General features: G+C 43.6%; 12 protein-coding genes. 9 read left to right on the top strand and 3 right to left on the bottom strand.

The features are described 5' to 3' along the window. Nucleotides 1-652 precede the first annotated feature (652 nt). Both gltB and OQX62_RS09205 read left to right on the top strand, forming a co-directional pair. On the top strand, nucleotides 653-5,164 hold the full coding sequence (gene gltB, locus OQX62_RS09210) for a glutamate synthase large subunit (protein WP_265831192.1): 4,512 nt from the start codon (nucleotides 653-655) through the stop codon (nucleotides 5,162-5,164). Further along, the gene (locus tag OQX62_RS09205) at nucleotides 5,164-6,630 is read left to right on the top strand and encodes a glutamate synthase subunit beta (RefSeq protein ID WP_265831191.1); all 1,467 of its coding nucleotides are present in this window, start codon (nucleotides 5,164-5,166) and stop codon (nucleotides 6,628-6,630) included. The genes gltB and OQX62_RS09205 overlap by 1 nt, the downstream gene beginning before the upstream one ends. A 128-nt stretch (nucleotides 6,631-6,758) precedes the next feature. Here OQX62_RS09205 and OQX62_RS09200 read toward each other — a convergent pair whose 3' ends face one another. Beyond that, the gene (locus tag OQX62_RS09200; protein WP_265831190.1) at nucleotides 6,759-7,289 is read right to left on the bottom strand and encodes an RNA methyltransferase; all 531 of its coding nucleotides are present in this window, start codon (nucleotides 7,287-7,289) and stop codon (nucleotides 6,759-6,761) included. 15 nt (nucleotides 7,290-7,304) lie between these two features. Then, nucleotides 7,305-8,456 (bottom strand): galactokinase, encoded by a 1,152-nt coding sequence (locus tag OQX62_RS09195; RefSeq protein WP_265831189.1) that lies wholly within the window; start codon nucleotides 8,454-8,456, stop codon nucleotides 7,305-7,307. A gap of 108 nt (nucleotides 8,457-8,564) precedes the next feature. Here OQX62_RS09195 and OQX62_RS09190 point away from each other — a divergent pair, with 108 nt between their 5' ends. From OQX62_RS09190 to OQX62_RS09160, 7 genes are all read left to right on the top strand, one after another. Further along, nucleotides 8,565-9,584: an aldose epimerase family protein gene (locus OQX62_RS09190; RefSeq protein ID WP_265831188.1), complete on the top strand. Its 1,020-nt coding sequence runs from the start codon at nucleotides 8,565-8,567 to the stop codon at nucleotides 9,582-9,584. Nucleotides 9,585-9,673: 89 nt separating this feature from the next. Further along, nucleotides 9,674-10,243, top strand: a complete 570-nt coding sequence (locus tag OQX62_RS09185; protein ID WP_265831187.1) for an NADPH-dependent FMN reductase — start codon at nucleotides 9,674-9,676, stop codon at nucleotides 10,241-10,243. A gap of 23 nt (nucleotides 10,244-10,266) precedes the next feature. Beyond that, entirely contained in the window at nucleotides 10,267-10,926 is a 660-nt protein-coding gene (locus tag OQX62_RS09180) for a DsbA family oxidoreductase (protein ID WP_265831186.1), read from the top strand. Between the two features lie 33 nt (nucleotides 10,927-10,959). Next, on the top strand, nucleotides 10,960-11,562 hold the full coding sequence (locus OQX62_RS09175; RefSeq protein ID WP_265831185.1) for a phosphatase PAP2 family protein: 603 nt from the start codon (nucleotides 10,960-10,962) through the stop codon (nucleotides 11,560-11,562). Between the two features lie 88 nt (nucleotides 11,563-11,650). Further along, the gene (locus tag OQX62_RS09170) at nucleotides 11,651-13,519 is read left to right on the top strand and encodes a TonB-dependent receptor plug domain-containing protein (protein ID WP_265831184.1); all 1,869 of its coding nucleotides are present in this window, start codon (nucleotides 11,651-11,653) and stop codon (nucleotides 13,517-13,519) included. Between the two features lie 122 nt (nucleotides 13,520-13,641). Then, the gene (locus OQX62_RS09165) at nucleotides 13,642-14,361 is read left to right on the top strand and encodes a pirin family protein (RefSeq protein WP_265831183.1); all 720 of its coding nucleotides are present in this window, start codon (nucleotides 13,642-13,644) and stop codon (nucleotides 14,359-14,361) included. Next, entirely contained in the window at nucleotides 14,361-14,666 is a 306-nt protein-coding gene (locus tag OQX62_RS09160) for a hypothetical protein (protein WP_265831182.1), read from the top strand. Before OQX62_RS09165 ends, OQX62_RS09160 begins: the two co-directional genes overlap by 1 nt. A gap of 96 nt (nucleotides 14,667-14,762) precedes the next feature. Here OQX62_RS09160 and OQX62_RS09155 read toward each other — a convergent pair whose 3' ends face one another. Next, a complete protein-coding gene (locus OQX62_RS09155) occupies nucleotides 14,763-15,164 on the bottom strand; it encodes a YtxH domain-containing protein (RefSeq protein ID WP_265831181.1) in 402 nt (133 codons plus the stop codon). Nucleotides 15,165-15,330 lie beyond the last annotated feature (166 nt).

Genomic DNA, 15,330 nt, shown 5'->3' with positions numbered 1-15,330 from the left:
GTATGGGTGACAATTACAGCTGCTTATTTAACAAGTGCTCAAAACAGCAGGAAGCATCTCATCGGTTTGCCGAACCAAACATCCGGGTAGATGGATCACCTTATATATAGTATAATATACAGTACTTGAATTTTTGATTTGAAGGACTAATTGTACAAACTCAAGCTTTGTTAATTTAAGGAGTAATCTGCGTTTTTAGCGAAATTTGGCCTGAAAAAAATATTTCTGCTCATCTGACTCCTTTCATAGCGGTTAATTTATAATCTGGAAGCTCCTGATAAAACCATCGGATTATTAATTTTATATTTTTGGAAGCTGAGTCTGAAGCTGCTGTCCACTTAGTGTATCTGTCTGCCTGAAACAGGTAAAACAGATTTTAAAAATCTGATCAAGCTTTCCAGAACATAATTAACGGCTAAAATGTTTTAAAAAAAATGCTTTTTAGTATTAATTTTAAAAAAGCGAAGGAGTCTTAATAAAAACGATTCTAAATAGCGTGATTATGATATTAATAATGAAATCTATTTATCGTTATCAAATTGTTAAATAAAGGAGTCAGTCGTTGTGCCATTCTTTGTGGTTCATAAAAAAAATGTAAAAATGGCAATTTGAATAGGATTTTATTATCTTAGTGTTTCGAATACATTAAGATATGGAACAAAAAGAGGAAAATCAGGGATTATATAATTCAAGTTTTGAACACGATGCCTGCGGTATTGGTTTTGTTGCTCACGTAAAGGGGAGAAAGTCTCAGCAAATAATTTCCGATGCTATAACTATTTTAGAAAATCTGGACCACAGGGGGGCTTGCGGTGCTGAAATTAATACGGGCGATGGTGCCGGTATCATGATTCAGGTGCCACATGAATTTTTATATGATGAATGTCTGAAGATTGGTTTCAGTTTAAACCAGTCGGGCGACTATGGTGTGGGGATGCTATTTTTCCCTAAGGAAGTAAGGGTAAGGGAAGAGTGCAGGGAAGTGATTTACCGTGCGGCAGAAAAGCTGGGTCTGGAAATTCTTGGCTTTAGAAAAGTACTGACCAATACAACTGATATAGGTGATATGGCGCTTTCGGTAGAACCGGAAATGGAACAGGTGTTTGTGGCCCGTCCTGATCACATCGCTGCAGGAGCAGATTTTGAACGTAAATTATACGTTTTTAAGAATTACCTGACTAAAACCATTTTGAATACGGTAAAAGGAATCAAGACGGACTTCTACATCGCTTCCTTCTCTTCACGTACTATAGTATATAAAGGACAGCTGACCTCTATGCAGGTACGTACGTATTTCACGGAGTTAAGTGATAAACGTGTTGTATCGGCATTCGGACTGATTCACTCCAGGTTTGCGACGAATACTTTTCCTTCATGGAGATTAGCGCAGCCTTTCAGATATATTGCGCATAATGGGGAGATCAATACTTTGCAGGGTAACCTGAACTGGTTCCGCTCGAGTGTGAAATCTTTTGCTTCAAGCTATTTTACGCCTGAAGAACTGAATATGCTGTTACCGGTAATTGATGAGACACAGTCGGATTCCGGCTGTCTGGATAATATCATTGAGTTGTTGCTACATGCTGGTCGTTCGTTACCGCATGTACTGATGATGCTCGTGCCTGAAGCCTGGGATGGTAACGAGGATATGGATCCGATCAAACAGGCTTTCTATAAGTTCCATGCTACATTAATGGAACCATGGGACGGACCGGCAGCGATTGCGTTTACGGATGGTAACCTGATTGGTGCGACGCTGGACCGTAATGGTCTGAGACCTTCGCGTTATGCGATTACAGAGGATGGCATTGTAGTGATGGCATCTGAGTCTGGCGCCCTGGCATTGGATCAGAGCAAAGTAATTGAAAAAGGAAGATTAACACCGGGCAAAATGTTTGTGGTGGATATGGAGCAGGGCAGGATCATCAGTGATCAGGAAGTGAAAACTGATGTATGTAGCCGCAGGCCATATGGTGACTGGTTGAATCAATACCAGATCCGTCTGGAGGAGCTTTCTGACCCAAGGGTAGTATTTACAGGCCTCTCTCATGAGTCTATCTTTAAATACCAGCAGGTATTTGGTTATAGTCGCGAAGATATTGACCTGATCTTAAAACCAATGGCGATTGAAGGTAAGGAACCGATTGGTTCTATGGGTACGGATATTCCTTTGGCTGTACTTTCACAGAAACCACAACACCTTTCTTCTTATTTCAAACAGTTATTTGCGCAGGTAACAAATCCTCCGATTGACCCGATCAGGGAAAAAGTGGTGATGAGTTTAGCAGGTTTTATGGGTAACAACGGGAACCTGCTGGAAGAAAATGCGATGCAATGTCATTGTGTAGGGATTAAACATCCGATCCTGACCAACCCTGAGCTGGAAAAGGTAAGAAGTATTGACACCGGTGTATTCCAGTCGAAAACACTGCAGACTTATTTCAGGGCAGATGGTAAACCGGGTTCTATGGCTAAGGCGCTGGATCGCCTGTGCCGTTATGCGGTAGATGCTGTGGAAGATGGCTTCCAGGTAATTGTGTTGTCTGACAGGGCACTGGATTCTGAACATGCGGCGATTCCTTCGCTGCTGGCAGTTTCTGCGGTTCACCACCATTTGATCCGTAAAGGTCACCGTGGTGCAGTGGGTATTGTAGTAGAAGCAGGCGATGTTTGGGAAGTACATCACTTCGCTTGTCTGATTGGCTTTGGTGCCACAGCAATTAACCCTTACCTGGCATTGGAAACGATTACGGGTTTTGATAAAGAGAGTGGTATTGCAGCGGATAAGCTGATCCAGAATTATATTTACTCGGTAAACAGCGGATTGCTGAAAATCTTCTCTAAAATGGGAATTTCTACGCTGCAGTCTTACCATGGCGCACAGATCTTCGAGATCCTGGGGATCCATAAAAGTGTAGTGGATAATTATTTCAGCGGTGCAGTATCCAGGATCGGTGGTTTAGGTCTGGATGAGATTGCGCGTGAGAGTCTGATTAAACATGGTCGTGTATTTGGAAAATCTACCCGTCCGGATGCGATTTTGCCAACCGGTGGAAATTACAAATGGAGAAGAAAAGGGGAGCAGCATTTGTTTAACCCGCAGACGATCCACTTATTGCAGAATGCGACCAGGAAAAATGATTACAACACGTTTAAGCAATACAGCAAGCTGGTGAATGAACAAACACAGCAGGCGTATACCATCCGTGGATTATTTGAATTCAATTATAACCGTTCTTCTGTTCCTCTGGAAGAGGTAGAACCGGTTGAAAATATATTTAAACGTTTTGCGACCGGCGCCATGTCGTTCGGTTCGATTTCGCATGAAGCGCATTCTACTCTGGCAATTGCCATGAACAGGATAGGCGGTAAAAGCAATACTGGAGAAGGGGGTGAGGATGAGCTCAGGTACGAACCGCTACCGAATGGCGATTCCATGCGCTCTTCGATTAAACAGATTGCTTCCGCCCGCTTCGGGGTGACGAGTAATTACCTGACGAATGCGGATGAGCTGCAGATTAAAATGGCACAGGGTGCTAAACCAGGTGAAGGTGGTCAGCTGCCGGGTCATAAAGTGGACGACTGGATTGCGAAGGTTCGTCACGCTACGCCGGGTGTTGGTTTAATTTCGCCTCCTCCGCACCATGATATTTATTCGATTGAAGATTTAGCACAGCTGATCTTTGATTTGAAGAATGCAAACAGGGCGGCAAGGATTAATGTGAAACTGGTTTCTAAAGCCGGTGTAGGTACCATTGCGGCAGGTGTGGCTAAAGCACATGCGGACGTAATCCTGGTATCTGGCTTTGATGGCGGTACAGGTGCATCACCACTGACTTCTATTCAGCATGCCGGTTTGCCGTGGGAATTAGGATTGGCAGAAGCACATCAGACACTGGTTAAAAACAGGCTGAGAAGCAGGGTGGTATTGCAGACGGATGGTCAGCTCAAAACTGGTCGTGATATCGCTATTGCCACTTTATTGGGTGCGGAAGAATGGGGTGTGGCTACTGCGGCACTGGTAACTTCGGGCTGTATCATGATGAGAAAATGCCACCTGAACACTTGTCCGGTTGGTGTAGCGACACAGGATCCTGACCTGAGAAAACTGTTTACCGGAGATCCTGACCATGTGGTGAACTTATTCCGCTTCCTGGCGGAAGAGTTACGCGAAACGATGGCAGAACTCGGATTCAGAACGGTAGAAGAGATGGTTGGACAGGCAGATGCACTGAGTTTACGTGCGGTTAGCCCGGAAGACTGGAAACTGAAAAACCTTGATCTTTCTGCGATTTTGTTCAAAGCACCTGATAACGGATTGAGCTTATACAATACAGAAAAACAGGATCATGGAATTGACCATGTACTGGATCATCAGCTGATTGAAAGTGCACAGCCGGCCTTATTGAATAAAGAACCGGTATTCGCGACTTTCGAAGTGAAAAATACGGACCGAGCGATTGGCACGATGTTGTCTAATGAGCTGTCTAAAATTTATAAAGGTGCAGGATTGCCACCTGATACGATCAACTTTAAATTCCACGGTTCTGCGGGACAAAGTTTCGGTGCTTTTGCAGCAAGGGGACTTTCGCTGGAGCTGGAAGGTGAAGGAAATGACTACGTGGGTAAAGGACTATCGGGTGCACGCCTGTCGATCTATCCTTTTAAGGAAGTGACTTATGTGCCTGAGCAAAATATCCTGATTGGTAATGTGGCGCTGTATGGGGCAACTTCAGGTGAACTGTTTGTACGCGGACTGGCGGGTGAACGTTTTGCGGTGAGGAACTCTGGTGCTACGGCAGTAGTAGAAGGACTGGGAGATCACGGTTGTGAGTACATGACTGGTGGTGAGGTACTGATCCTCGGAAATACGGGTAGCAATTTTGCTGCTGGTATGAGTGGTGGTGTAGCCTGGGTATATGATGTGAACGGCGACTTCCCTAATAAATGTAATAAGGAGATGGTTGATCTTGATCCGCTGAATGAAGAGGATGAGTTACGTATCAATAGCTTATTGGCTAAACATATTCAACTGACAAAAAGCAAGTTGGCTGAGTTTATCTTGAGTGACTGGGCAACTCAGTCGGCACACTTCATCAAGGTATTCCCTAAAGAATACAAAGCTGTTTTATTGAAAAAATCTAATAAAGTAAAAATATCATAATGGGAAAAGTAACTGGATTTTTAGAGTATGAAAGAACTGCTCCTGCAAAACAAGATGCTAAGGCGCGTCTCCAGCATTACAACGAGTTTGTTGTAGCTTTTGAGCAGGAACAGGTGAAGCAGGAAGGTGCACGTTGCATGGACTGCGGCGTACCATTTTGTCAGTCGGGTTGCCCTTTGGGAAATGTGATTCCTGAGTTTAACGAAGCCGTATATAAAGGAGAATGGGAGCTGGCATCGAGTATCTTGTTAAGTACCAACAATTTCCCTGAGTTTACAGGCAGGATTTGTCCGGCGCCATGCGAATCGGCCTGCGTACTGGGAATTAACAAATCTCCTGTCTCTATTGAAGAGATAGAAAAACATATTATTGAGATTGCTTTTTCAAAAGGATATATCAAAGCAGAACCACCATTGATCCGCACCGGTAAAAAAGTAGCGGTAATTGGTTCAGGTCCGGCAGGATTAGCTGCTGCTGCCCAGCTCAATAAAGCTGGTCACGAGGTAGTGGTTTATGAACGTGACGATACTCCGGGAGGATTACTGAACTACGGTATTCCTGATTTCAAACTGCAGAAAGATGTGGTGACGAGAAGGATTAAGCTGATGGAAAAAGAAGGCATTGAGTTTAAATGCAATTCCAACGTTGGCGTGAATGTAGAGCTGAATACCTTACTGAGAGAATACCAGTCGATCGTCCTGGCTGGCGGATCTACTATTCCGCGTGATCTTCCGGTAACGGGCAGATCTGCGAAAGGCATACATTTTGCGATGGACTTCCTGAAACAGCAAAACAAGCGTGTACGTAATTTCAGCTTTGAGCAGGAGCCGATTACGGCGACCGGCAAAGATGTGATTGTGATTGGTGGTGGTGATACAGGATCTGACTGTATCGGTACATCAAACCGCCAGGGTGCAAGATCGGTAACGCAGTTTGAGATTATGCCAATGCCATCGCATCAGCGTACGAATAATATGCCATGGCCTACGTTCCCGATGTTGTTAAAAGTTACCTCTTCTCATGAAGAAGGTTGCGAAAGAGCTTGGGGTGTGAATACAAAAGCGTATATTGCTGATGAAAACAACCAGCTGAAAGCTTTACGGGTGGTGGATGTGGAATGGGAAATTGATCCGAGCGGTCGCCCGCTAAACTTCAAAGAGATCGCCGGAACAGAGCGTGAGCTGCCTTGTCAGCTGGTCTTATTGGCGATGGGTTTCTTACATCCGCAGAAAGAAGGTTTAATTGAAAAATTAGGTGTTGAACTGGATAACAGGGGTAACGTAAAAGCAGAAGAAGGAAAATACCAAACGAACATTGCAAAGATTTTTGCAGCTGGAGATATGAGAAGAGGACAGTCCTTAGTAGTATGGGCAATTTCTGAAGGCCGTGAGGCGGCGAGGAAAGTTGACGAATACCTGATGGGCGAAAGTAAATTGCAAACTAAAGACGGAATTCCTTACGCATAAGTAAGCACTACGAGTTTATACAAACAAAACCAATACAGTACTAACCAGAAAGCACCGGGAATTAAAATTCCTGGTGCTTTTTTTGTTATTGCGGGTGATCAATATTGATGAGGCAATTGTTTTGATGCTTAAAGACGAAGTTTTGCGTAAAAATCCCAAAGGACAATACCGGCAGAAATCACGATATTGAAGGAATGTTTGGTGCCAAACTGCGGGATCTCGATACATTTATCGATCACTGCCATTACTTCATCACTTACGCCGTTGACTTCATTGCCAAAGATCAGCGCATATTTTTTTGTGGTATCGGGTTTAAAAGTATTGAGCATGATGCTTCCTGCAGCCTGCTCAATAGCGATGATCTCGTAACCATTAGCTTTCAATTCATTTATCGCATCCATCGTGTCGTCATAATGCAGCCAGTCTACCGACTGTGTAGCACCTAAAGCCGTTTTTTCAATTTCACGGTGTGGCGGTGTAGCGGTAATGCCGCAAAGGATCATTTTTTCGATAGCGAAACCATCACCTGTTCTGAATGCAGATCCTACATTATGCATGCTGCGCACATTATCAAGAATGACTACTACCGGCAGTTTATCCTGTGTTTTGAATTCTTCTACACCTACGCGGTTCAATTCATCTAACTTTAATTTTTGCATGGGGCAAAAATAGAATTAAATTGTGGTTGCGCCACTGCCAATTTCACTTACATAGACCTCCGGTGCATAACCAATTTTTGCTTCATAAAAAGCAGTCAGTTTCTCACGGTAATCGTCCTCCTGACCTTTTTTAAGTATCGCAATCGCGCAGCCGCCAAATCCGGCACCGGTCATTCTTGCGCCGGTAACAGCAGGATAGGTGGCACTGAATTCTACTACAGCATCCAGTTCCTGACCACTTACTTCATATAAATCCTTGAGTGACTGGTGAGAAGCATACATCAGACGACCGAACTCTTCCAGCTCGCCTTCGCTCAATGCTTTTGCAGCCAGGTTAACCCTGTCGTTTTCTTCAATCACATGTGTCGCACGTTTTAAGATGGTTTCATCCTTAATGAGGTGTTTGTACTTTTCGAATTCTGCTGCCGTAAGCTCGCACAGGTTATTGAGTTTCACTTCCTGATTCAGTAATTGCAGTGCCGTCTGGCATTCTTCCACACGTTCATTGTATTTTGATTCCGCCAGTCCGCGGGGTTTGTTGGTATTGATGATCACCAGGTTATGGTCGCCCAGGTCACAAGCCACAATTTTATAATCGAGCGTATCACAGTTGAGTACAATCGCTTTGTCTTTTTCGCCAAATGCAACCGCAAACTGGTCCATAATCCCGCTGTTTACACCGATAAAGTCATTTTCTACCCTTTTAGCCAGCTGTACTAAAGCCAGTCTGTCCAGATCCAGCTCCAGGTAAGCCGTTAAAGCATAAGCGGTAACCACTTCAATAGAGGCAGAAGAGGAAAGTCCGGAACCTACGGGAATATTACCGAAATAAAGTAAATCGAATCCTACAGGGATCTGGAAGTTTTTTAGTATTTCATTGAAAACGCCCAAGGGATAATTGTACCAGCCCGGACCGTCTTTGGTATAACCCGCCTGAAGAGGGATGTTCGCTTCCTCAGGAAAGTTTACACTTTTGAACCTGATCACCTGATCATTATTCGGTGCCAGGCAGAGCCAGGTACCTAAGGTAATTGCGCATGGTAAAACCAGTCCGCCGTTATAATCGATATGTTCGCCGATCAGGTTTACACGGCCTGGTGTGAAATAAGTAGCGGCTGGCTGTTGTCCGTAAGTATCGTAAAATTTCGTAGCTAATTGCTCTTTCATTGGGTTATAATTGGTTCTTGTCTTTTTTAATTTGTTTCTGCTTCAGATTTTACTCTAATTATTTGTAGTATTGTTTTCAATGTATAAATGGAGACCAATATACAATTTATGAAAGCAAATCAAATTAGCACAGGAAAAATTATTGACGGTAAAGAGGTTTTTGCACTTGAATTAAAAAACAGCAAGGGCAGTTATGTAACCATTTACAATTATGGGGGAATCATTAATAATTTTGTGGTGACCAACGCCGCGGGCGATAAACAAGATATAGTGTTGGGTTTCGATGATTTTGACAGTTATTTGTCGGAAGATTACCTGGAGAATTATCCCTACCTGGGCGTAATTGTAGGCCGGTATTCCAACCGGATCAAGGACGGTCAGTTCAGTATTTCAGGTAAATCGTACCAGTTGACGAAAAGTCTGCATGGTGGAGAGAGCGGTTTCGACAAAAAGGTTTGGGACATCCTGCCAACGGTTGACCCGAGTTTAACATTGCAATATATAAGTCCGGCGAATGAGGAGAATTTTCCCGGTACGCTGACCGTGCAGGTAACCTTTAAACTGTCTGAAGAAGATGAGCTGACGCTGGATTATAAGGCGACTACTGATGCGGCTACACCAGTGAATTTAACACATCACAGTTATTTTAACCTGGAAACCCATGGCGGTAACGTAGCGAATCACCATCACAGGATGCCGGCCAGTAATTACCTGGCGCAGGACGAAGAATATATCGTTACCGGACAGGTATTGCCGGTAGAGGGGACGATCCATGATTTCAGGGCAGGGAAGGCTATTGGTAAGGATTGGGATCCCGCAGAAGGATATGATCAGAGTTATGTGCTGGATACGCCTTACGGAGAACTGGCACTGGCATCGGAGACGACTGCCGCATCATCCGGATTGAAACTGGAGATTTACACCACAGAACCTGTAGCCCATTTTTATACCGCCAAATATTTGAATGTAGAAAAAGCTAAAGGCGGTAAAGATTATCATCCTTTTGAGGCATTTTGCGTAGAGACACAACATGCGCCGAATAGTGTGAACATACCTGGTTTTCCGGATACGGTGCTGATGCCGGGCCAGACGTATACGCAAACCACTATTTTTAAAGTCAGTAAATAAGTATTTAAATGCTTTTGCGCTGCATAAAATACGCCTCTGCTAAACATTTAGCATTGATCTGCTGTTAAACAGGTATATACCTAATGACTATGGATAAGCTGAAAATTATAAATGCGACGGTAAGACCGGGAAGAAAAGGACCACTGATTGCGGAATGGATCAAGGGAGTGGCGGAGCAATCCGGCAGTTTTGAGGTAGAACTCCTGGATCTTGGTGAAGTAAAATTGCCATTGATGGACGAGCCGAACCATCCTGCCATGAAAAAGTACCAGCATGAGCATACCAAAAAATGGAGTGCTAAAATTGAGGAGGCAGATGCCTTTATTTTTGTAACAGGAGAGTATGATTTTGGTTATCCTGCACCCCTGAGAAATGCATTGGAATATTTGTATACGGAATGGAATTACAAAGCGGGTGGCATTGTAAGTTATGGTGGGGTATCTGCCGGAACACGCGCAGCCAATGCTTTGAAAAATGACCTGGCGACCTTTAAGGTAGTGCCTTTGTATGAAATGGTGAACATTCCTTTTTTTACAGAGCATATCAATGAAAATGGCGTATTCGAGCCGACAGAGATTGCTGTAAAATCAGCCGCCGCATTATTGAAGGAGCTGGTGAGGTGGACTAAAGGATTAAAAACGATTAAGGCTGACGTATAGCCGGAACATAAAACAGGATAGAGATGAAAGTAGATATATGGTCTGACGTAAGATGCCCGTTTTGTTATATAGGGAAACGGAAGTTCGAAATGGCGCTGGAAAAATTTGCGCATAAAGATGAGATCGAAGTGGAGTGGCATAGCTTTGAGCTGGATCCGGGTACCGTGACCGATCCTGCGGCCAATGTGTACGATCATCTGGCGGAGAAAAAAGGACAGACCCGTGAATGGGCAGTGCAGATGCATGACCATGTGGTGAAAACTGCAGCGGAGGTGGGACTTCATTTCAACTTCGATCAGTCGGTTATTGCTAATTCGTTTAATGCGCACCGCTTAATTCAGCTGGCGAAATCTGAGGGTCTGGACAATCAGCTGGAGGAACTCTTGTTTATTGCCCATTTTATTGACGGTAAAAATATTGATGATCAGGCAACGCTGCTGGAAATTGGTATCGCAGCAGGATTGAACAGCGTAGCGGTAGAAAACCTGCTGAATTCAGCCGAGTTTACCAATGAGGTGCGTGCTGATCAGCAGATTGCACAACAGATAGGTATTAGTGGCGTTCCTTTCTTTATCTTTGACCAGAAGCTGGCGGTATCCGGCGCTCAAGCCCCTGAAACATTTTTGGGAGCGATGGAGCAGGCCTGGAGTAAATCTGCCGCGGAGGTATTGCCGGCCAGATAGCTGACCGTCGCATTGTCAAGGAAATTAACGCAAATGAGTACAACTTTTAAAAAATATATGGTGGTACTGCAGCTGACCTGTTTAGCCGCAGTACCGTTCCATTCAGCTGCACAATCTACCATTCAGGATTTTGACGATAAAGTGCTGATCGATCTTTCCCATCACCGAACTGCGCAAAAAACCGCATTTTTTATGTTTTTATCAAAGTACAACAGCGCAGTGAACCTGGCTGTACCTGCTGGTTTGTTTGCAGGTGGCGTGATTGGCGGGGATAAGGATATGCGGCAGAATGCCTTATACGTGACCAGCAGTTCTGCTGTTAATTTCCTTTTTACGATGGCGCTGAAAAAGATTTTTAAACGTCAGCGGCCTTTTCTGGCGAATGTAAAGATCCAGGCAGTTTATCAACCCGGACAATATTCTTTTCCTTCGGGCCATTCTTCTTCTTCGTTCACTACAGCTACTGCCTTATCCCAGGCCTATCCTAAATGGTATGTAATCGCCCCGGCATATTTATGGGCCGGGACAGTAAGTTATTCCCGTTTATATCTTGGCGTGCATTATCCTACTGATGTGGCTACAGGCGCCTTATTGGGAACAACTTCAGCCATGTCTATGCGTTTTATAAAGCCTTAAATAAAATCGTTTATAATTTTTCTGTTACGTATAATTCAGGATTTACTATATTCGCAGCGATTTTAAACAAAGGTTGACGAATATAAATATGAAGAGAATTTTATACACTTCGGTAGTAATATGTTTTAGCACGGTGATGGCCGGTGCACAGACAGATACTGCTAAAAATCTGAATGAGGTGATGGTGAAAGAAAATCGCCTGCAACTGCCATTTGCTAAACAAAATCGTAACATCTGGATTATAGATAATGAGCAGATTAAAAAGTTACCTGCCAGGTCCGTCAGCGAACTGCTGAGTTATGCAACAGGGGTTGACGTGCGCCAGCGCGGTCCGGGCGGGGTTCAGGCCGACATCAGTATTGATGGTGGCACATTTGACCAGACGCTGGTATTGCTGAATGGCGTAAAGGTTTCTGATCCGCAGACGGGACATAATATGATGAACCTGCCGATTGCTATGGATGATGTGGATCATATTGAAGTGCTGAGAGGTTCGGCTTCCCGTATTTATGGATTGAATGCGTTGACCGGTGCCATTAATATTGTCACCAAAGCGGCGACTAAAACCGGTGTTTCTGCGAATGTTTTTGGTGGTAGCAGCTTTAAGAAGCAGGACAATGGGGATTTGTATGGCAATTACGGGATTCATGCGACAGGTACGCTGGCCTTGACTACTTCGAGCCATTTATTCTCGGCAGGTCAGGAAGCTGGCAATGGTTATCGCTACAATACCGCTTTTAATAACCAGAAATTGTATTACCAGGGAAAGATCAATGTAGGCAAAACTGATCAGCTGGATCTTACCGGGGGATATGTGCATAATAATTATGGCGCCAATGGCTATTATTCTGCTCCCGGCGACCGTGAGTCGGAAGAAACGGTAAAAACCGCAATTGCTGCTATTGCATACAAAACACAGCTGACTTCTTTCTGGACTTTGCTGCCAAGGGTAAGTTACCGCAATAACGTGGATGATTACCTGTATATCAAACAGACGCCCGACAGGTTTCATAACCATCATGTTGGACAGGTGATCAGTGCTGAGCTGAATAACGTTTTCGAAACCTCTATTGGCGCATTCGGATTGGGTCTGGAAGGACGTAAAGAAAAGATCAACAGTACCAATTTAGGTAAAAGGGATCGCGACAATGCAGGGATCTACGGTGAATATAAGTTTGATAAAGTGAAAAACCTGCTGATCAATGCAGGAACTTATGTTAACTATAACTCTGATTATGGCTGGCAGGCATTCCCGGGAATTGATGCGGGATACAGCTTTTTGGGTAACTGGAAAGCATTTGTGAATGTAGGAACCGGTCAGCGTTTACCGACTTATACAGATTTATACTACCAGGGGCCGACTAATATTGGTAACGACCAGCTGCAGCCGGAGAAATCGCGTTACGCGGAAGGCGGACTAAAGTACAATTCTGATCATTTTGTGCTGAATGCGAGTGTGTTCAAACGACGTATCTCTAACTTTATCGATTGGGTAAAAGACCTGCCGACTGATCCTTTTCAGCCTAAAAACTTTAGTCAGCTCAATACAATGGGTTATACCCTGAGTGCAGATTATCAAACAGGGGTTTTGCAAAATACTGGTTTGTTTCAAAGCATGAGATTTGGTCTGGCTTATACCCATCTTGATCCTACGATCAAAACTATCATTCCTCAAGCGAACATTTCCCGTTATGCGGTAGAATCTTTGAAAGAGCAGCTGACCGGCACGGTGAATGCAGAATTGCTGAAAGTACTTTCATTAACGGTAACCGCGCGGTATTGCGAGCGTATCAGTTATAAAGATTATACCATTATGGATGCGCGCATTGCTTACAAGCTTAAAAACAGCAGTATCTATTTTGATGCTTCGAATATATTTGATGTGAACTTTATCCAGGCTGGTGCTGTGCCAATGCCCGGAGTATGGACAACTTTAGGTTACCGGGTAGCTTTTTAAGCTTTAATGACTTCCCGATAATGATCATAAGAAATGCCGCTATTGCGGCATTTCTTATGATATGATAAGACGGGAGAAAAATACAAGCTGTAAATTTGTACTGTAATCAAAAAGATAATATCATGGCACAAACAGTTTTACATACAGCAGCATCCCGTGGCGGAGCCGATCACGGTTGGTTGAAAAGCGCACATACCTTCAGTTTTGCAGGTTATTTTAATCCGGAACGTGTTCAGTTTGGTGCGTTACGGGTTTTAAATGACGATACTGTAGATGGGGGCAGAGGTTTTGGAGAACATCCTCATGATAATATGGAGATTATTTCCATACCCTTATCAGGTTCATTATTACATAAAGACAGTATGGGTAACGAGGCTACGATTGAGCGCGGCGAAATCCAGGCGATGAGTGCCGGTACGGGTATTTACCATACTGAATACAATAAAGATAAAAGTCAGCCTGTACAGTTTCTGCAGATCTGGTTATTCCCTAATAAAAGAAATGTAGAGCCGAGGTATGATCAGCAGAAAATAGAGACAGCATCAAAACCGAATCAACTGGTACAGGTACTTTCTCCTGATCCGAATGATGCAGGAGTATGGATTCATCAGGATGCCTGGTTTAATATGGGTAAACTGGAAAAAGGTACCAGGGTTGACTATAGCTTCAAAAAAGAAGGCAATGGTGCCTACGTATTTGTACTGGATGGTGAAATTCAGATCAATGGCCAGGTTTTGTCCGGAAGAGACGGGTTTGGTATCTGGGATACTGCAGCATTTACTATACAGGCAGATACTGATGCGGAAGTATTGATTATGGATGTGCCAATGGAAATAGCCTAGTGAAAGCGGAAACTGAAATTCTGGTAATTGGTACCAATCAGCCAATTCTGGAGACCGTTTTAAGGTTACTCAATGCGAATGAGGACTGGAAGGCGACCGGTGTGAATACCGTGGAGGAGGTACTGCAGGCCTGCGCCCTGAAGGAATACCAGGTACTCTTGTTAGGGGCCGGATTATCACCTCAGGAAGAAGTTTTTTTAAACGATGAGGTGAAAGTACTTCTGCCTGACATTCATGTTATTGCGCATTACGGTGGCGGCAGCGGCTTATTATTCGCGGAAATTTACCTCGCTTTAGGCGCGTAGGTTTGTAATACAATAAAGGCATTAAAAACCGGCAAGCGCCGGATTTTTAATGCCTTTATTTGTTGATATTTTGTTATTCTAACCAATAACAATTAATTATGCATTCTCAATGTCTTGCTTTGCAGCAGCGGCATCGTCTTTTACATCGTTGAATTTGGTTTTAACTGCATCTACTGCTCTGTCTTTAAGATCAGCAAGATCATCTGCCCCGGATTGAATCTTCTCTTTGTAAGACTGGAATTTGTCTTTAGCTGTTGCAGCCAAGTCTTCAGATTCTGTCTGAATTTTCTCTTTGTAAGTCTGCAATTTGTCTTTAGCAGCATCCGCAAGATCTTTGGATTTATCAGAAATTAATGTGCGCGTTTCTGATCCGCTTGCAGGTGCAAAAAGTAGTCCTATTGCAGCACCAATAGCTAATCCACTTAATAATGCAATTACAACAGGTGTTTTATCTGTCTGGCTCGGCAGATGGTCATTTAATAATTTCTTGTAATTCATGGTAATTCTTTTTTATGATTAAACAGATTGATTTCTTGTTTGCAAATCGTTTTTAAGCCCTTGCTGTGTGAGCTTAGTTCAAAAACCAGTCCATATTTGATATTTACAGGGAAAATATTTGAGAAATTCAAATAAAATTCCCTGCAAAAAGATGCAGCTTGTTCTT

Origin of the sequence: Pedobacter sp. MR2016-24, from assembly GCF_026239655.1 — a bacterium.
Classification (GTDB): Bacteria; Bacteroidota; Bacteroidia; order Sphingobacteriales; family Sphingobacteriaceae; genus Pedobacter.
The sequence above is the reverse complement of the archived record's forward strand: the minus strand, read 5'-3'. Positions and strand labels throughout refer to the sequence as shown.